The following is a 17,392-nucleotide window of genomic DNA, read 5'->3' on the forward strand; positions in this document are numbered from 1 at the left end:
TGGTAGAGCAGAACAGGCTCAGGGCTACTGAAAGCCCGCTCCGTACCGCTTAGCGGTCGGAGCCGGGTAGTTTACGCGATTCCAACCCGGGAAACCCTGAGTTACCATTTTTAACTTTTTCTTTAACTTTTCTTTTCAACTCCGACTGCTCTTCTCAAAGGCATCCTATGCTGGAAAAAAGGAATGTATTTCTAGATATTTTTCTAGTTTCTAGATGCTCTCCGCTAATTCCAGGGGCTAGGGGCTTGCAACTATGGATACCAAAACGCGGGCTGCCGAAGCTCGACCCAGCCGAGACGCCCTCATCAACCGCATCACCCACCAGATTCGGCAATCCCTGGAGCTGGATCAGATCCTGAGGGCGACGGTGGAGGAGGTGCGCGCCTTTTTGGGTACGGATCGGGTGAAGGTGTACCGCTTCGACCCGGAAGGGCATGGGACGGTGGTGGCGGAAGCACGAGGCGGGGAGCGGCTGCCCTCGCTCTTGGGGCTGACTTTTCCGGCAGGGGACATTCCCGAGGAGGCGCGGCGGTTGTTTCGTTCGGCCCAGGCGCGGGTGATTGTGGATGTGGAGGCGCAAAGCCGTTCCATCAGCCAGCCGGAGTCCTGGGGGTTGTCTGCTAGGGTTCCTCTGGGCGAGCCGCTGCAGCGGCCCGTGGATCCCTGCCATGTCCACTATTTGAAATCCATGGGGGTGGCCTCTTCCTTGGTGGTTCCCCTCATGCATCATCAAGAGCTTTGGGGGCTGTTGGTCTCCCATCATGCCGAGCCTCGTCTGTATTCTCCAGAAGAGCTGCAGGTGGTGCAGTTGGTGGCGGATCAAGTTTCCATTGCCATTGCTCAGGCGGAATTGCTGGAGCAGGCGCGGCAAAAGGCGCAGCAGGAACGCCTCATCAACCAAATTGCTGCTCTAGTTTACTCGCCCCTGCACCCGGAGACGACCTTGACCACGGTGCTGGAGCAGCTTGCTGCCGGTTTGCAGGGGATCGGGGCACGGCTGCGGATCCACTTTATGGGCGCAGACACCCTCTGTTGTCATGGTGTGCAACCCCCGGCAAGCTACGACACCTGGCTACAGGAGCAGCTCGGAAGGGCCGGAGGAGCGGGGGGCTGGGTCAAGATGTGGTCGCTCTCCCACTTGGAGAAATGGCCGGAGCTGCAAGAGCAGATGAAGCAGACGCCCATTCGTGGCCTGCTGGTGGCCCAGCTCGCCTGGAATGACCAGCCGGTGGGCTGGCTGAGCGTGTTTCGCGGGGCCGTTTACCAAGAAACCCACTGGGCGGGCTACCGTTGGTTTGCTCAGGGGGATCCCAGACAAGAACTGCCTTTGATCTCTTTTGCTGCCTGGCGGGAGCTGAAAATTGACGAGCCTAAGGCTTGGTCAGCTGCAGAGCAAGAGCTGATGAGTCGGGTCGGGGTACATTTGGCCCTGTCCATTACGCAAAATCAGCTCTACCGGCAGTTGCAAACCCTCAACGCCCGTCTGGAGCAGGAGGTGCAGGAGCGGACGGCGGCCCTGCAGCGATCTCTGGCTATGGATGCCCTCTTGCAGCGGGTCACCGACCAGGTGCGCAGCAGTTTGGAGGAAGCCCAGATCCTGCGGGCAGTGGTGCAAGAATTGGCTCTGGGGTTGCCCATTCAAGGTTGCGATCTCTGTCTCTACGATTGGGCATCTGGCCAGGCGACGGTGCGCTACGAATACACCTCTGCCCTACCGCCCGTCGGCGGGATTACCCTGACTTTGGCCGACTACCCCGATCTTTACCGGCACCTGCAAGGGGGTCAAGCGGTGCAATTCTGCCACTTGCCTGGGCAGGGCTGGATCCCCTGTCGGGAAGGGCTGACCCTGCTGGTGTGCCCGCTGCGGGATGACCAAGGGGTGCTGGGGGATCTCTGGCTGGCGAAGCCGGCAGCCGAGTGCTTTGATGAACTGGAGGTGCAGGTGGTGCAGCAGGTGGCGGATCACTGCGCCATTGCCATCCGCCAGGCCCGCCTCTACCAGGCTTCTGTGCAGCAAATTGGTGAGCTGGAGCGCCTCAACCGCCTCAAAGATGATTTTTTGAGCACAGTCTCCCATGAGCTGCGCACCCCCATCACCAACATGAAGATGGCCATCCAACTGCTGAAAACCGCCCGCGCCCCCCAAAAACGAGAGCAATATCTCAAGATTTTGGAGCAGGAGTGTGAGCGGGAGGCGGAATTGGTGAACGACCTGCTGGATCTGCAGCGGTTGGAGCAGGGATCCAAAACGCTCCATCTGGAAGAAGTGCCGCTGGCAACCTGGCTGCCCAGCGTGCTGGAGCCGTTTCTACAGCGGGCCCAGGCCAACCAGCAACGGTTGCAGTGGCAGATCGCGCCGAATGTGGGCAAGGTGCTCACCGATCGGGGCGGCCTGGAGCGGGTGGTGCAGGAGCTGGTCAACAACGCCTGCAAGTATACTCCCCCAGGGTGCAGCATCTGGGTAACGGCGCAGCGCTCTGGCCCGCAGCAGGTGGAAATCCGGGTGATCAACGAGGGAGTAGAAATTCCCCCTGCCGAGCAGGAGCGCATCTTCGAGAAGTTCTACCGCATCCCCAGCGGGGATCCCTGGAAGCGGGGCGGCACCGGCCTGGGCCTGGCTTTGGTCAAGCAGTGGATGCAGCGGTTGGGGGGCAGCGTCTCGGTGGAGAGCTCTCAAGGCAAAACCTGCTTTACCCTGGTGTTGCCGCAGGGATCCCTGCCTGTGCAGACATCCCCCCTGGCCTGTGCCTAGCGACATGAGCGACGCCCCCTCAGAAGCGCTGCGTCTGGCCGCCGAGCAGTTTAACCGGGGGGAATTTTACGCCTGCCACGACACCCTAGAGGCCCTGTGGATGGAAGCAGTGGATCCAGAGCGGCGTTTTTACCAGGGTCTATTGCAGACAGCAGTGGCCTACTATCACCTGCAAAACGGCAACCGCCGCGGCTGCATGATCCTGCTGGGGGAGGCCAACCGCAAGCTGGCGGACTTTCTGCCCACCTACGCTGGATGGGATGTGCAAGCCCTGTGGCAGGCTAACCAGGGCATCCTGCGGCATCTTTCTCAACTGCAACCCCAGGATCCCCTGCCTTACCTGGCCATCCCCACCCTGAGTTGGGTTGAAGATTAACCTGAGCAGGCTCAACACCGGCCCTAGCGCTTGGAGCGACGGGCTTTGCGCTCAACTTCGTTGCGTCGCCGCCGATCCCGCCAGTCGATGAAGGTAATGTAGCCAACGCCCAGGGTTACGGCTGTCAACAGCAAAAAGATGCTTCCGTAGGCGATGCGGGCGACCAAGGGAAGATCGGTTTCCATGGTGTGAGCGGGGGTAACCCCGTCAATATCGGCGGCAGGAACAACAAGATGAATGCAAGATGGATGTGAGGCTCAATCCAGGCATGACAAATTACATGCCGTTGCGCCCCCAGACCACCAGGGCAATGGAAAGAACGAAGAAGGTGGGGACGGCAATCCAGCCAAGGGTGATGATGTCCATAGGTCTAGCCCAGCTAAAGAGGGGTTATCTCGAGGTGATCCCATTTTACGAGAGGAGATCCCTTGTCAACGGACATCTACGAACACCTGTTTTCAGTTCAAGCTGGCTACAGTGGAGTTAAATCTGAAACATCTGAGCCAAACGAGGTGGGATCCGATGGTACTGGACACATTGCCGCTGGTTGCCGCTGTAGCCATCGCCATTTTTATGCTGGTTTTTTGGGTGCGGGTGGTTCGAGAGGCCATCTGGACAACGGTGGGGATTGTAATCATCTTGGCCGTGTTGTACGTGGTCTTTAGAATTGGCCCGCGGCAGGTGCTGCAGGAGTTGCGGGATCCCTTTGCCCTTCTAGAACAGGTTTGGCAGGTGATTGTCGGTTGGTTCCAGGCCCTTCTCCCCTAGAGTTCGTTATCTGCTATACAGTTCCCTGATACAATAGAAAACACAGGGGGGCAGCCTATTGGAACTGCTGGCGAATGGTTTGTCCAGTCAAAAATCGATTCCCTCTCCGGTTTCCGCACTGCTCTACAGCACCTACGCGACTGAAGTTCTCGCCATGCCTTCTGACCCTGAATGGGATCCCCAAGACCCCACCCCAGAAGATGGGATCCCCATTCCTGCTGGCGTCAGCGGGACGGAGTCCTCAGACATCCAGGTGGAGGTGGAGGATTTGGGGGAGCGCCGCTGCCAAGTGCGAGGTCGCGTCCTGATTCCGGTGGAGCGGCAGCAGGTCTGGCAGGTTTTGACCGACTACGACCATCTGGCGGAGTTTATTCCCAACTTGGTGGAAAGTCGCGTCATTGGCCGTGAGAATGGCCGCACACTGGTACGTCAAGTGGGATCCCAAAAGGTTTTATTTGCCCAATTTTCTGCTGCGGTGGTGCTGGCTATCGAGGAGATCTTTCCTCAGCAGCTTCGCTTCCAAAAAACACAAGGGGATTTTCTTATCTTCGAGGGGTTTTGGGATCTGGCCGATTGGTCGGCCCATCAAACCTTGCTCACCTACCACCTGCAGGTCAAGCCTCCCCGCAGAATGCCTGTCGGTCTGGTGGAGCGCCGCATTTGCCAAGATTTGGTCCTGAACTTACAAGCCATTCGGGAGCGCTGCCTGAGTTTGTCGGATCATTCCAAGCCCGTTTGAGGCGCGCCCAATAGGTACCTCGTTCCCCAAGCGCTCCGCGCCGCTGACGCGACCACTCTCAGCCCTTCTGCCAAAGAAGAGGGGGGCTGGGGAACAGCTTTATTGCCATTTGTGGGATTTGATATTCGAGCTGGAATTTGCCAGGTGGATCCCAGAGGCAAAGTGGGCCGGTGGTCCTTCACCTTTCGAGTCTCAAGCAGCGATCGAGGGCTGTCCTTGGGTGTGTGGGTGCGCTATCGGCAGGGTGAAGTGGAAGGCACTGCCCTGATTGATCCCCCCCGATTCTGCCCAGATGCGCCCCCCCATGGCCTCAATGATCAGTCGGCAAATGGCTAGCCCCAAGCCCGTCCCACCCACCGAGCGCCGCAGGGATCCCTCTGCTTGATAAAACCGCTCGAAGATGGCTTGCAACCGGTCTGGCTCAACGCCGCGCCCGGTGTCGGCAACAGTGAACTTCACCATCGCCCCCGTCGATCCACCGGCTGGTGGCTCCACTTCTGCCCGAATCCAGATCCGTCCGGTGGAAGGGGTAAATTTGCAGGCATTGTCCAGCAGCTTACGCAACACCTCCACCAGCCACTCCCCATCCGCCCTAACCATTGGCAGCCGTTTGGGCAGCACCTGCTCGATGGTGGGCAAGTCTTCGTGCCGCCGTCGCGCTTTGACATTGCTCAGGGCCAGCTCCACACATTCTTGAGCAGACAACGGCTCGATATGCCAGCGAACGCGACCACTTTCCAGCTTGGAGAGGGTGAGAAAGTCCTGCACCAACTCCCGCAGCCGATCGGCATCTTGCAGGGCTGTGTTCAACATTTCCTGGCGCATCTCCAGGGGCATGTCGGGGTCGCTGGCCAAAGACTCCAAACACACCTGAATGGTGGACAGCGGGGTGCGCAGCTCGTGTCCGGTCACGGCAATCAGCTCTGATTTGGCCTGATCCAGAGCTGCCAACTGGCGATTGAGCTCTTCTAGGTGCTGATAGGCTTCTGCCTGCAAGAGGGCTACCCCCACTTGGTTGGCAATGGCTTCTGCCAACTCCAGAGTGGCCGGCTGCCAGCGGTGAGGGTGTTCGTGGTGTAGCTCCAATAGGCCCAGCAACCGCCCTTGATAGAGAATCGGCATGGCCACCCAAGCCCGAATTTGGGCCGGCTGCCACAGCTCCGGCACTCGCTGCAGGCGGGGATCCTTTTGGGTATCCTCGCAGCACACCGCTTGTGCCGAGGCTACTGCCTCCCGCAAAAAAGGGTTGCTGGGAAGAGGCCACAGGGATCCCTTAAGGCTGCCCATCGTTAGGGTGCGGTACTCCTGCTCAATCTGAACAGCAGGGGCCTGGCCATCGTAACGGTAGATCAAACATCGCCCCACCTCTGCCACCTGCCCCAGCTCCTGCACAGCAATTGCCAAAATCTCGCCGGGATCCAAAGACTGGCGAATGGCACTGCTGATGCGGTTGATCAGATGCTCTTTGCGCTCTTGCGCCCGAATGGTGCGGTAGGCCCGCTGCAGCTTGTATTGCCCTGCCTGGAGATAGGTGATCAGCCGCTCGGTAAAGGGGCCTGGATTCAGTTGGCTGGCGGAGTTTTGCGGGGATCCCTTGAGGTACTGGCGAAGGGGCTCAAGGCGAGGTTCCAGATCCGGTCGGTAACTGAGGATCTTGGGCAACAGGGCCAAAGCCGCTTGGACTGTAATCTGACGATCAAATGACCAGATCCCATCAAATTGGCGAGCTGCATCCATATCGCTGCTTTGCCAAGGACGCTCCCGCTGCATCTGCAAGCGTTCTCGACACACGAGGCAGGTGGCATAGTGGGCATCGATGACGATCAAGTGCCACTCCTGCACCAAGGGATCCTCTGGATCCAAGGGAATGGTGTGGTAGGGCAGGTCTGTCTGAGCAAAATCCTTTTCTGGGGTCGCCAACACAAACACGTCTTGGGCCATTGCGCTGATGCGCTGGTAGCGCCGTGCCTCCTGGCGGTAGTAGCGCTCCTTTTGAAAGTTAGCGAATACCCACGGGGATCCCTGCCCTTGCAGCACCTGATCCTCAATGGCGTGGCTGAGGGCAACCAAAGAGGATTTGAAATACAGTTGTGGGCGCAGGTGCGGCAAAGCCTGCAGCAGATCGCTCAATAGGGAGGTACGACTCTGGCGAAGGTAAGATCTAGAGCGGGTGGAGGCCATAACCCTACTGGCAAGCACAGATCACAGGCAGTACAGGGACACTTAACCCCAGAGAAGGAGGCTCGCAGTCTAGGTTTAGTCTAACGGTTGGGATCCCGCGGCGGAGGGAGCTTCATAAGGCGCAAGATCCAGCTAGCCCAAACTAAGAGATATAAAGTTTACGAAGTTATATGTAAGTCAGCCAAATGTCGGGATCCCGGTACAGCCAAGAGGACGTGCAGCAGATCCTCCAGCGGGCCATTGCCCGCCAGCCACGCCTGGGCGAGTTCACCCGCTCCCAACTGCAGGAGATGGCTGCCGAACTGGGGATCTCCCCCCAAGAGCTGGACTTGGCCGAGCAGGAATGGAAGGCCTGGCAAGAGCTGAACAGCCAACACCGAGAATTCCAGCGCTACCGCCGTCGGCAGTTTTACCAACTGCTGGGCCGCTATGGAATTGTCAACAGCTTTTTGCTGGGCTTAGACTGGCTCTCCGGTGGAGGGCTATCTTGGTCGCTGTTTATACTCATGGGGTGGGGCTTGACCGTTGCCCTCAAGGGCTGGAACGCCTACCAAACGGAGGGTGAACGCTACGAGAAAGAGTTTCGCCAATGGCAAAGGAAACGCCAGAAAGATCTCCAGAGCAAGTAAGCCCAGCCTACCGGAGAAGTCTGTCCCGCTGATGGAGATGGATTTTTCTCCAAACTCTGAGTGGGAAGGGGCACCGCCGAGAGATGCTACCATAGATATTCAGCATTGCTGAATGCCCGTGCGGGCGTAGTTTAATGGTAAAACCGCAGTCTTCCAAACTGCTGTTGTCGGTTCGATTCCGTCCGCCCGCTTCCTCCCACAAAATACTAAGGGATCCCTTAAAGTGCCCTTCAGATTCTTCTTCACAGGTTGGGGCCGACTGTGGTGGTGCGGCGGATCGGTTGACCTTTCAGGGTATTGCCTTCTACTGTTTTCACCCAGCCTTGCCCTGGTACAAATCGGTACTGCACATCGGTATCAGAGCCACCGAGCAGATCCCCTTGGGCATTGAAGACGCGAGTTTCCCGCTGCCAGTGTCCTGGCCCGGTCGGTGTGCTGCTCGACTCGGTGGTGTAGGTTTGGCCGCGAGCATTGTTGAATTGGCCGCTGTGCTGCCAGCCTTGCCCCGCTTGGCCCTCGATAAGGCTCGAGCTGCTGCCCACCGTCTTGCCCTCGGCGTTTTGCAGGGTGGTGCTGCCCTGCCGTTGCCAACCCTCATGTGTGTGAGTAGTGGTGTGCTGATGGTTCAGGTTCCAGGTCTGACCTTGTTGGGTAGTGACTTGGCCGGAATAGTCTCCTTCCACCCCCTGACCGGGAATGAATTGCCGGGATCCCTGGCCGGAATAGGTGCCACTACCCGATCTGCCACTTGGCCCGGTGCCAGTGTAGGTGCCGGAGTGAGTGAAGGTGCGCTCACCGCTCGGGGTCAGGGATCCAGCCGTTGGCGTGGTGGCTGTGCGAGTGCGTTGACGGGGGCGAGCCTGCGCAAAGGGAGCAAGCGCCATCAGGAGGGCAGTAACCAATAACAGGCAAAAGCTTGCGGTTTTCATTTTCATTCTCATTTTTCGAGACCCCTTGAGAAATTGCCAATCATGACCCAGGCTAGGTGCTCACCTCATCTGACTCTGACTTCGGCCTGAGGGTTCACCTCCCGAGGGGATCCCAGCCAGACATAACCTGCTCTTAATGTCGGTGCTGTAATCTCAGAGGTGCCTTTAGCGAATGCGACTGCATCTTTCTATGAATACCCGTCGTACTTTCCTGGCTGTTGCGGCTGGCCTGGTGGCTGCGTCTGCTGCTGCTCTTCTGGCTGCCGACAGCTTTGCTCAGTCTCCTGCCGAAGTCAAAGTTTGGATTGCCTTTACCGATAACCGCCTGGATTGGGCCCGCGAAAAAGCGGCAGAGTTCAACAAGCAATTTCCTCAATACAAAGTTACGGTCGAAGGCTACGGCAACTACGAAGAAATTCAGCAAGCCACCGACCTGGCCATTCAACAAAATGCTGCTCCTTCGGTGGTGCAGTGGTTTGAGGTGGGCACCCAACGGGCACGGGATTTTGGTTACTTCAAGTCCATTGCCGAGGCTCTGGGCAATCGCACCGAAGTGAACGGGATCCCAGTGAATTTCGACGATTTTATCGAGCCGGTGGTGAGCTACTACACCCTGGATGGCAAATTTACCTCCATGCCCTGGAACAGCTCCAGCCCCATTCTCTACTCCAACACGGCCATCTTGAAGAAGGCTGGGATCGAAAAGCCGCCGGCCACCTGGCAAGAGCTGGAGACTGCTTGTCAAAAGATCATGGCCCTCCCCGACGCTCCCCAGGGCTGTGTGACCTGGCCCAATCACGGCTGGTTCTACGAGCAGTGGATGGCCCAGCAGAATGCCCTCTTGGCCAACAACGACAATGGCCGTGCCGCCCGTGCCACCCAGGTCTTTTTGGACTCGGAGCCGTCAATTGCCATCGCCACCTGGTGGAAAGGGATGTATGACAAAGGCTACTACATCTACAGCGGCAAGCAGCGGGATTGGGCAGCCACCGAGCAGGCCATCCAGACCGGTACCGTCGCCATGGCCATCACCAGCAGCGCCGATGCCGCCAACATCACCAACGCTGCCAAGCAAAACAACATCGAGCTGGTCACCACCCGCATGCCCTACAACGCCGACAAGGGTTGGACGGGGAACTTGATCGGGGGAGCCAGCCTCTGGCTGGTGAAGGATCTGCCCAAGGAGGTGGAAGAGGGGGCGCTGACCTTCATGCTGTGGCTCAATAACACCGAAAATGCTGCCGAGTGGCACCAAGTGACCGGCTACTTGCCCATTCGGAAAAGCTCGGTAGCCTTGCTGGAGTCGAAGGGCTGGTTCAAGGAAAACCCCAACTTCTTCACCGCCAGCGACCAAATCAACAATTCCAAGGTGACCCCTGCCACTCGGGGGGCGCTGCTGGGGGCTTTCCCCGAAATTCGCAACGTGGTAACCCAAACCATGGAAGATCTGATGCTTAAAGGCGGGGATCCGGCCCAGGCCATGGCCAAGGCCAACGAGGAGGCCAACCGCCTTCTGGCCGAGTACAACTCCCTTTACCAGTAGCCCCAGTGTCGATGGGCCAGGGGTGTTATTGAGGGATGGGGGTGGGCGGCGGCCTGCCCCTTTCCGGGCTTTGATAAGGCTCTTGTGAAGAGCACAGCCGAGGTGAGAGGCGATGTTGGGATTCGTCCAAGTGTTGGTGCCGCTGTTGGCAGGGTTGCTGGGATCCCTCTGGATGGGGCTCCGTTTTCGACGCATCGAGTGGCCTGTGCCGGTGGGGGCAGTGCTGGGGGGCCTAGCAGGAGGGCTGGGATCCCTGATTTTTATGGCGCCCCTGGATTTTTGCACTTTTGAGCCGGAGCGCAAGGCCATCGACATGGCCTTTGGCGTGGGGCTGGTGCTGGCGGGCATGGCCATTCCCCTCTGGCCGCTGTTGGCGTGGACGCAGAAGGAGCAGGAGCGCCGCCTGGGGATCCCCGGCCCAGCTGTTCAGGAGAGGGGCATCTTTAAGCAGTGGTGGCTGGCGTGGCTGCTCTTGTTGCCCACCTTCACGATCTTGGTGGTGTTTCTCTACTACCCAGGGCTGGATACCTTCCGCCTTTCCACCCTGCTCACGTTTGTGGGGGCGCCGCGCAGCCGCTTCGTCTGTGTGGATAACTTTACCGCTTTGCTGACGGATTCCACCTATCTGCGCAGCCTGGGGATTACCTTTGCCATTTCGGCGGCCATCGTGGTGCTGGGGTTGAGCGGATCCCTGTTGATTGCCACGCTGGCCTACCAGCCGATTCGGGGGGCGGCGATTTATCGGGTGTTGCTGATCTGGCCCTACGCCATCTCTCCGGCGGTGGCCGGGATCATCTTCTTTATCATGTTCAACCCCTTGGGAGGGGTGGCCAACCATTTGCTGGGCCTGGTGGGGATCCCCCGTTTAAACTGGCTCAGCGATCCCAACTTGGCCCCTTGGGTGGTGATTTTTGCCAGCGTTTGGAAGCAGATGGGCTACAACATTTTATTTTACCTTGCCGGCCTGCAAAACCTGCCCAAGGATCTGCTGGAAGCGGCTGCCATCGACGGGGCCGGGGCAGTGCGTCGCTTTTTTGCCATCACCCTACCGCTGCTTTCTCCCATCACCTTCTTTTTGGTGATTACCAACATGACCTATGCGTTTTTCGATATCTTTGGCACCATTGACTTGCTGACTGCTGGGGGCCCTTCCGGATCCACCTCGGTGTTGATCTACGAGATCTACAAAATCGGAGTGTCTTCAGGCAACTTGGGTAGGGCTGCCGCGCAATCCATCGTCCTGTTTCTCATTGTGGTGGGGCTGACGATCCTGCAATTTCGCACCACCGAGCGGAATGTAACCTACGGCGGATAACGGCTGTCTCTGCTGCAACGCAATGATCCCAGTTCTCAGTGGGCAAGGGGAAAATCGGCAAGAATGGGGGTAGAGAATCTAGGGATCCTCGATGGCCCCAAAATCCAACGCCTCGACTTGCTGGCGCGACTTCGGGAAGCTGGGCATGCTGCTGGCGGCCACTCTGCTGCTTTGGCTCCTCTGGGGCTCCATAGCGGGCAGCCAAGCCCGTCTCAACTTCAACAACGCCGATCTGCAAGGTCAGGATTTGTCCGGCCAAGATTGGCGGGGCAGCAGCTTTGTCAGCGCCAACCTGCAGGGCGCCGAACTGCACGGGGCCAACCTTTCGGGGGCGGCATTCACCAAGGCCAATCTGGCGGGGGCCAACCTATCCGGTGCCGATTTGAGCAATAGCCTTTTGGATCTGGCCAATTTGGCAGGAGCCGATCTCAGAGGGGCCAAGCTCACGGGAGCCATTGCCGCACGGGCGGTTTGGCAAGGAGCGCAGATTGCCGGCGCCGATTTCAGCGAAGCCTATGTGGATCGGGCGGCAAAGCGGCAGTTGTGTGAGCGAGCTGAGGGATCCCACCCGATAACCGGCGTAACCACCCGTGAGAGTTTGGGCTGCCCTTGAATCAGGGCCGGCAAAGGTGAAGAAAACAGGATCCCTGAGCCCCGTCGGTCAGATTGGCGTCTAGATTGGGTGAGGTGTCGATAGTGCCCCAACCATGAGCAAGCCCAGCTTTGCGGTGATTGGCCTGGCGGTGATGGGGGAAAACCTGGCCCTCAACGTCGAGCGCAATGGCTTCCCGGTTGCCGTCTACAACCGCACCAGCTCCAAAACCGACCAGTTCATGCGGGAGCGAGCCCAAGGCAAACAGATCACCCCCGCCTACAGCTTGCCGGAACTGGTGCAACTGATGGAGCGGCCCCGCAAATTCTTGATCATGGTCAAGGCGGGTGCGCCGGTAGACGCAGTGATTGACGAGCTTAAACCCCTGCTGGATCCGGGGGATATCATCATCGACGGCGGCAACTCCCTCTACACCGACACCGATCGCCGTGCCGAAGCCCTCGCCCCCACCGGGATCCACTTTGTCGGCATGGGAGTGAGCGGCGGGGAAGAGGGAGCCCTGAACGGCCCCAGCCTCATGCCCGGCTGCAGCCCAGAGGCTTACCAACAACTGGAGCCCATCTTGACCAAAATTGCTGCTCAAGTGCCAGACGGCCCCTGTGTTACCTACCTGGGGCCCAAAGGGGGCGGGCACTACGTGAAGATGGTACACAACGGCATCGAATACGGCGATATGCAGCTGATCGCCGAGGTCTATGACCTAATGCGCAGGGCCTTGAAGCTGTCGGCCTCGCAGATGCAGGAGATTTTTCAGGCTTGGAATGAAACAGAGCTGGAATCTTTCCTAATTGAAATTACCGCCAAGATTTTCCAAACCCTGGATCCGGAAACCGGCAAGCCGTTGGTGGATCTCATTCTGGATAAGGCTGGGCAAAAAGGCACCGGTTTGTGGACAGTCAAGGACGCTCTAGATCTGGGGGTACCAGTGCCCACCATTGAAGCGGCGGTGCAAGCTCGCATCCTCTCGTCGATGAAAGAGGAGCGGGTGGCTGCCTCTGCCCAGTTGAAAGGGCCGGACGCCACTTTTGAAGGGGATCCCGATCGCTTTATCCAAGATCTGCGCGCTGCTCTCTATTGCTCCAAAATCTGCTCCTATGCTCAGGGGATGGCCCTGCTCAAAAAAGCCACCGTTGCCCACGGCTACGTCTACACCTTCAGCGAGATTCCGCGGATTTGGAAGGGGGGCTGTATCATCCGCGCCCGCCTCCTCGGTGAGATCCAATCGGCCTACAAACGGGATCCAGAGCTGGTGAACCTGCTGTTGGATGAGGAATTCGAGCAGGCCATCCGGGAGCGGCAGGGATCCTGGCGGCGGGTGGTGTCCACGGCGGCTGCCCTGGGGATCCCGATCCCGGCCATCAGCGCTTCTTTGGCCTACTACGACAGCTACCGTACCGCCAACCTGCCCCAGAACCTCACCCAAGCCCAGCGGGACTTCTTCGGGGCCCACACCTTCGAGCGCATCGACAGGCCGGGCGTCTTTCACCATGAGTGGAATGCCTGTTGCCGTTAGCAATGCGTAGCATCAAGAGGTCTCCGGAAAAAAGTTGAACCGCGCACCTCCGTATGGAAAGGCTCCCCTTCCTGAGGAAAATCCTCGCGGAAATGGGCTCCTCGGCTTTCTTCCCGCAGCAGCGCCCCCTGCGCTACCAGACGGGCCAGCAAAAGCAGACTGCCTGCCTCAGCCTCTTCCCGGCTGGCCCAAGGCTTTTCCTGCAGGGGAAGTGCCTTGACAAAGGCCAGAAAAGCCCGCAGCCGTGTTCCCTCCCGCACAACGCCCAAAGCTTCCCCAACTCGCTGCCTGAGAGCCGGCAGGATGTCGGGAGACGTCGCCAGAACGGGTAGCCTCTGCAGCTGTCGGGGAAAGCTCACCTCTCCCAAATCTTGCAAGGCAGCCAAGGCGGCCCGCTTGCCCATGACCAGCCCCTCCAAGAGACTGTTGGAAGCCAAACGATTGGCCCCGTGTAGCCCCGTGGAAGCCACCTCCCCAGCAGCATAAAGGCCCGGCAGGCCGGTGAAGCCGAAAGTGTCCGTTCGGATCCCACCCATCACGTAGTGAGCCGCGGGAACAACTGGGAGCAGATCCTTCGTGGGATCCAGCCCCAAGGCGCGGGCAGAGGCAACAACGGTGGGAAAGCGCTCCTCCAGATGTTCGACGACCCGCAGATCCAGGTAGGTTCCCCCTGTCTGCTGCCGCTCCCAGAAAACGGCCCGAGCTACCACATCCCGCGGCGCCAGCTCTCCCAGCTCCGCATAGCGAGGCATAAAACGCTCCCCCAAGGCGTTGAGGAGAACAGCCCCTTCTCCTCTTACTGCCTCGCTCACCAGCGCTCCATTGGGCAAGGCCGTGGGGTGAAATTGCACAAACTCCAGATCCCTGAGAGTGGCCCCTGCCCGCCAGGCCAGCACCATTCCGTCGCCGGTGGCCCCCGGGGGAGCTGTCGAGACGGGGAAAAGGCTGCCAAATCCTCCCGTAGCCAGGAGAACTGCCCCGGCCCTCACCTCCACCGGCCCTCCAGGGCCAAGCAGCAAGGCCCCCCCTACCCTGTCCCCCGCCAGCAAAAGGCTTAGGGCTGTGTAGCCCTGCAAAGGCAGCCTGTTGAGGCGAGCCAGCAAACCTCTCAGAAGCCACAGTCCGCTCCGATCCCCCCCCAGATGGCGTACCCGCGCTTGGGAGTGGCCCCCTTCCCGGACAGGTTGGGGATGGAAAGGAAGGCCCCAGCGCAAAAGTCTCTCCAGGTGCAAGGGTGCTTCCTCCACAATGGAGCGAGCCACCTTTTCTTCCACCAGGCCGCGGCCCGCTTGCAAGGTGTCTTGGATATGGGCTTCTACGTCCGCCTCATCCACAGGAAAAGCCACCCCACCCTGCGCCCAAGGGGTAGAGCCAGAGGGAAGGGGATCCTTGCTTACCACCAGAGTTGTCGCCCCCTGGGCTTCGGCCCACAGGGCTGCGTACACCCCCGCCACCCCTGCTCCCAGGATCAACAGGTCTGTTTCTAACAAGGGCGGCGCCCCGTTCTTCCCCTCCACCTCTAGGCTCCGGCGGGCACTGCCAGCATGGCCAGGATGGAACGGCGAGCCTTCTCAGCCACCTCCTGGGGCACCTGGATCACGTAGCGCATCTCCTGCAGGGAGCGGTAAATCTTTTCCAAGGTAATCTTCTTCATGTACTCGCAGACGGCTTCTGCCTTGACAGGGATGAACGTTTTGTCTGGAGCTTCTTTCTTGAGCCGGTGAAGAATGCCCACCTCGGTGGCCACCACAAACTCGCGGCTTTCTGAAGCTTTGGCGTAGCGCACCATGCCCTCGGTGGAGAGCAGCTTGGCATCCGGTTTGAGGAAGAGACAGCTAGAGCCGCAACTGCACTCCGGGTGAATGAGGAACTCTGCTCCAGGGTGCTCTTCCACCATCGCCTTGAGGTGCTCTTCCCGGATGCCAACATGCACGTGGCACTCTCCCGGAAAGAGATCCAGCTCCCTTCCGGTTACTTGAGCAACGTGGGCTCCCAGAAACATATCCGGCACGAAGAAGATGGGGCGATCCGGGGGCAGGCTGGCCACCACTTGAACTGCGTTGGCGCTGGTTACGCAGACATCTGCCAGAGCCTTGATCTCGGCAGCGGTGTTGACGTAGGCCACCACCAGGCCCTCAGGGCAGGCTGCCTTCCACCGCAGCACATCTTGCGGGCGAATGCTATCGGCCAAGGAACAGCCCGCCTCCAGATCCGGCAGCAGCACCGTCTTTTCCGGGTTAAGGATGGCAGCCGTCTCCGCCATAAAATGCACGCCCGCAAAGACAATCACCTGGGCGCTCGTCTTTTGAGCCTCCCGAGCCAGTCCTAAGGAGTCTCCCACAAAGTCCGCCACCTCTTGAACTTCAGGGAGCTGATACGAATGCGCGAGGATAACTGCCTGCCTTTCCTGTTTGAGCCGGGCAATCTCCTGGACGATTGTGGCAGTGTTGTGTAGCAATGGGGTTTCTCCCTTCATTTTCGACTTCTTGTCGCGACAGCGTTGCGTAGCAATAACGGTTTTGTTCCTCTGGAGGCTGGACACGATCTGAGGACTTTGTCCCGCTAATGCGTTTGCAGGAGCAGCGCGCAGCAATAACGGAAAGCCCATCTCCTGGAGTTGGTCGACTCTGCTTTGGGGGGTATCTGAGCCGGCAAGAGAAGCAACCCCCAACCCAGACGCCCGGCGAAGCCTTTCGCGGCGCCCGGTTGAGCTGGAGCTGGGCTTAGGTTGTCTTCTCAAAGTAGCATCAGTCGCAACAGCGTTGCGTAGCAATAAAGCAGTGTCCAGCGAGGACTTGGCTCAGGGTCACACCACCAGCAAAGAGAGATCCAAAGCCTTGGCCGAGTGGGTGAGCGCCCCGACGCTGACGTAATTCACGCCTGCCTCGGCCACTTGCCTGGCCCGTTCTGGGGTCATGTTGCCGCTGGCCTCCAGGGGAACTCTCCCTCCCACCCGTTGGACGGCGGCCTGGGTTTCTTCCAGGGTGAAGTTGTCCAGAAGGATGAGATCGGCTCCTGCTGCCAAAGCCTCTTCCAGTTCCTGGAGATCCCGCACCTCCACCTCCACCTTGAGGTGGTGGGGAGCACCTTCCTTGGCCCGCTTGACGGCTGCCAAAACGCCTCCCGCGCCGCGGTCGCAACAGCGTTGCGTGGCAATGATGTGGTTTTCCTTGATCAAAATGCCGTCGAACAGCCCAAAGCGGTGGTTTTTGCCGCCCCCTACCCGTACAGCATACTTCTCCAGGGCGCGCAGGCCGGGAGTGGTCTTGCGGGTGTCCAGAAGCTGGGTTGAGGTTCCCCGGAGAGCCTCTACATAGGTGCGGGTGAGGGTGGCAATGCCGGACAGCCTTTGGAGAAGATTGAGCGCCAGCCTCTCCCCCGCCAGAATGCCCTTCAGGGATCCCTTGAGGTGGGCCACCTCTTGACGGACAGCCACCCTGGCCCCTTCCTCCACTCCAGGGATGAACTCCACCTGGGGATCCGCCAGCCGAAAAACCCGCTTGGCAATCTCCAGGCCGGCCAGGATCCCTGTCTCCTTGGCCAGGATTACCGCCTCACCCTCCAGTCCTGGGGGTAGGGTCAGCTCTGTGGTGAGGTCGCCGTGCCCCAGGTCTTCCCACAGCCAAGCGCAAAGGGTCTCCTCTGGTAAGTAAACTTCTTCCATTTTCGGTTTGGTTTTAGCTAGACCGCCGGGAAGCCCCACCCTCTGTTAGTGACTAGTGGCTAGTCACTATCCACTCACCACTATCCAGGGTGAGGGTCGGGATGAGAGGCAAGGACACGATGCTTTGTCCTTACTGGTGCTATGACCGGCGTAGCAGGATTTTATACGCTCATCATGAGAACTTTTATAAACTCATCATGAGAACTGCCTATCAATATCGCTTACGCCCTACCTCTAGCCAAGTTGCTCTAATGGAGCAATAGCTAGAGTTGTTGCGGAAGCACTATAACTATCGCTTGGCAGAGCGCTTTGCGTGGTGGGAACACAATCGCTGTGACATCAATGCTTGTCCCTTAATCTGTCACTTGCC

Annotated in this window: 16 protein-coding genes and 1 tRNA gene; 10 read left to right on the forward strand and 7 right to left on the reverse strand. The window is 59.1% G+C overall.

Going from position 1 to position 17,392, the window contains the following annotated elements:
* Positions 1–253: 253 nt before the first annotated feature.
* Complete coding sequence (locus tag NW834_RS09800) at positions 254–2,752, forward strand: GAF domain-containing protein (RefSeq protein ID WP_414419690.1); 2,499 nt, start codon at positions 254–256, stop codon at positions 2,750–2,752.
* Between the two features lie 4 nt (positions 2,753–2,756).
* Positions 2,757–3,128 carry a DUF309 domain-containing protein gene (locus tag NW834_RS09805; RefSeq protein WP_414404799.1) on the forward strand — a complete coding sequence of 124 codons (372 nt, stop codon included), beginning with the start codon at positions 2,757–2,759 and terminating at the stop codon, positions 3,126–3,128.
* Between the two features lie 23 nt (positions 3,129–3,151).
* On the opposite strand, the gene NW834_RS09810 is transcribed toward NW834_RS09805, so the two are convergent.
* Positions 3,152–3,313 carry a hypothetical protein gene (locus NW834_RS09810; RefSeq protein ID WP_011434030.1) on the reverse strand — a complete coding sequence of 54 codons (162 nt, stop codon included), beginning with the start codon at positions 3,311–3,313 and terminating at the stop codon, positions 3,152–3,154.
* A 91-nt stretch (positions 3,314–3,404) separates the two neighbouring features.
* The gene (locus NW834_RS09815; RefSeq protein WP_244349857.1) at positions 3,405–3,494 is read right to left on the reverse strand and encodes a cytochrome b6-f complex subunit PetN; all 90 of its coding nucleotides are present in this window, start codon (positions 3,492–3,494) and stop codon (positions 3,405–3,407) included.
* A 156-nt stretch (positions 3,495–3,650) separates the two neighbouring features.
* On the opposite strand from NW834_RS09815, the gene NW834_RS09820 reads away from it, so the two are divergent.
* Entirely contained in the window at positions 3,651–3,896 is a 246-nt protein-coding gene (locus NW834_RS09820) for a hypothetical protein (RefSeq protein ID WP_049749597.1), read from the forward strand.
* A gap of 154 nt (positions 3,897–4,050) precedes the next feature.
* Positions 4,051–4,635: an SRPBCC family protein gene (locus NW834_RS09825; protein ID WP_414419689.1), complete on the forward strand. Its 585-nt coding sequence runs from the start codon at positions 4,051–4,053 to the stop codon at positions 4,633–4,635.
* 192 nt (positions 4,636–4,827) lie between these two features.
* On the opposite strand, the gene NW834_RS09830 is transcribed toward NW834_RS09825, so the two are convergent.
* On the reverse strand, positions 4,828–6,765 hold the full coding sequence (locus tag NW834_RS09830; protein ID WP_414419688.1) for a DICT sensory domain-containing protein: 1,938 nt from the start codon (positions 6,763–6,765) through the stop codon (positions 4,828–4,830).
* Between the two features lie 236 nt (positions 6,766–7,001).
* Here NW834_RS09830 and NW834_RS09835 point away from each other — a divergent pair, with 236 nt between their 5' ends.
* Both NW834_RS09835 and NW834_RS09840 read left to right on the forward strand, forming a co-directional pair.
* Positions 7,002–7,445 carry a 2TM domain-containing protein gene (locus NW834_RS09835; protein WP_011434035.1) on the forward strand — a complete coding sequence of 148 codons (444 nt, stop codon included), beginning with the start codon at positions 7,002–7,004 and terminating at the stop codon, positions 7,443–7,445.
* A gap of 120 nt (positions 7,446–7,565) precedes the next feature.
* Positions 7,566–7,636 (forward strand) — tRNA-Gly (locus tag NW834_RS09840).
* Between the two features lie 51 nt (positions 7,637–7,687).
* Here NW834_RS09840 and NW834_RS09845 read toward each other — a convergent pair.
* A complete protein-coding gene (locus tag NW834_RS09845; RefSeq protein WP_414419687.1) occupies positions 7,688–8,374 on the reverse strand; it encodes a hypothetical protein in 687 nt (228 codons plus the stop codon).
* 190 nt (positions 8,375–8,564) lie between these two features.
* Between NW834_RS09845 and NW834_RS09850 the strand changes: the two genes are divergently transcribed.
* The 4 genes from NW834_RS09850 (at position 8,565) to gndA (ending at position 13,358) form a co-directional block, all read left to right on the forward strand.
* Positions 8,565–9,917: an ABC transporter substrate-binding protein gene (locus tag NW834_RS09850; RefSeq protein ID WP_414419686.1), complete on the forward strand. Its 1,353-nt coding sequence runs from the start codon at positions 8,565–8,567 to the stop codon at positions 9,915–9,917.
* Positions 9,918–10,029: 112 nt separating this feature from the next.
* Positions 10,030–11,232, forward strand: a complete 1,203-nt coding sequence (locus NW834_RS09855) for a carbohydrate ABC transporter permease (protein WP_414329418.1) — start codon at positions 10,030–10,032, stop codon at positions 11,230–11,232.
* A gap of 91 nt (positions 11,233–11,323) precedes the next feature.
* The gene (locus tag NW834_RS09860; RefSeq protein ID WP_414419685.1) at positions 11,324–11,845 is read left to right on the forward strand and encodes a pentapeptide repeat-containing protein; all 522 of its coding nucleotides are present in this window, start codon (positions 11,324–11,326) and stop codon (positions 11,843–11,845) included.
* 94 nt (positions 11,846–11,939) lie between these two features.
* Positions 11,940–13,358, forward strand: a complete 1,419-nt coding sequence (gene gndA, locus NW834_RS09865; RefSeq protein ID WP_414419684.1) for an NADP-dependent phosphogluconate dehydrogenase — start codon at positions 11,940–11,942, stop codon at positions 13,356–13,358.
* Here the strand turns inward: gndA and NW834_RS09870 are convergent.
* From NW834_RS09870 to nadC, 3 genes are all read right to left on the reverse strand, one after another.
* Positions 13,355–14,848: an L-aspartate oxidase gene (locus tag NW834_RS09870; protein WP_414419683.1), complete on the reverse strand. Its 1,494-nt coding sequence runs from the start codon at positions 14,846–14,848 to the stop codon at positions 13,355–13,357. The two genes, gndA and NW834_RS09870, sit on opposite strands and share 4 nt — an antisense overlap.
* A 29-nt stretch (positions 14,849–14,877) precedes the next feature.
* Positions 14,878–15,966 (reverse strand): quinolinate synthase NadA, encoded by a 1,089-nt coding sequence (nadA, locus tag NW834_RS09875; RefSeq protein ID WP_414342299.1) that lies wholly within the window; start codon positions 15,964–15,966, stop codon positions 14,878–14,880.
* Between the two features lie 198 nt (positions 15,967–16,164).
* On the reverse strand, positions 16,165–17,022 hold the full coding sequence (nadC, locus tag NW834_RS09880) for a carboxylating nicotinate-nucleotide diphosphorylase (RefSeq protein ID WP_011434043.1): 858 nt from the start codon (positions 17,020–17,022) through the stop codon (positions 16,165–16,167).
* Between the last annotated feature and the right edge of the window lie 370 nt (positions 17,023–17,392).

Origin of the sequence: Synechococcus sp. R60.1, assembly GCF_047461835.1 — a bacterium.
Taxonomy (GTDB): Bacteria; Cyanobacteriota; Cyanobacteriia; order Thermostichales; family Thermostichaceae; genus Thermostichus.

Bases quoted from the DNA above. Each gene is read 5' to 3' on its own strand.
- NW834_RS09800 (WP_414419690.1), top strand. From the start codon at position 254: ATGGATACCAAAACGCGGGCTGCCGAAGCTCGACCCAGCCGAGACGCC.
- NW834_RS09805 (WP_414404799.1), top strand. From the start codon at position 2,757: ATGAGCGACGCCCCCTCAGAAGCGCTGCGTCTGGCCGCCGAGCAGTTT.
- NW834_RS09810 (WP_011434030.1), bottom strand. From the start codon at position 3,313: ATGGAAACCGATCTTCCCTTGGTCGCCCGCATCGCCTACGGAAGCATC.
- NW834_RS09815 (WP_244349857.1), bottom strand. From the start codon at position 3,494: ATGGACATCATCACCCTTGGCTGGATTGCCGTCCCCACCTTCTTCGTT.
- NW834_RS09820 (WP_049749597.1), top strand. From the start codon at position 3,651: ATGGTACTGGACACATTGCCGCTGGTTGCCGCTGTAGCCATCGCCATT.
- NW834_RS09825 (WP_414419689.1), top strand. From the start codon at position 4,051: ATGCCTTCTGACCCTGAATGGGATCCCCAAGACCCCACCCCAGAAGAT.
- NW834_RS09835 (WP_011434035.1), top strand. From the start codon at position 7,002: ATGTCGGGATCCCGGTACAGCCAAGAGGACGTGCAGCAGATCCTCCAG.
- NW834_RS09845 (WP_414419687.1), bottom strand. From the start codon at position 8,374: ATGAAAACCGCAAGCTTTTGCCTGTTATTGGTTACTGCCCTCCTGATG.
- NW834_RS09850 (WP_414419686.1), top strand. From the start codon at position 8,565: ATGAATACCCGTCGTACTTTCCTGGCTGTTGCGGCTGGCCTGGTGGCT.
- NW834_RS09855 (WP_414329418.1), top strand. From the start codon at position 10,030: ATGTTGGGATTCGTCCAAGTGTTGGTGCCGCTGTTGGCAGGGTTGCTG.
- NW834_RS09860 (WP_414419685.1), top strand. From the start codon at position 11,324: ATGGCCCCAAAATCCAACGCCTCGACTTGCTGGCGCGACTTCGGGAAG.
- gndA (WP_414419684.1), top strand. From the start codon at position 11,940: ATGAGCAAGCCCAGCTTTGCGGTGATTGGCCTGGCGGTGATGGGGGAA.
- nadA (WP_414342299.1), bottom strand. From the start codon at position 15,966: ATGGGCTTTCCGTTATTGCTGCGCGCTGCTCCTGCAAACGCATTAGCG.
- nadC (WP_011434043.1), bottom strand. From the start codon at position 17,022: ATGGAAGAAGTTTACTTACCAGAGGAGACCCTTTGCGCTTGGCTGTGG.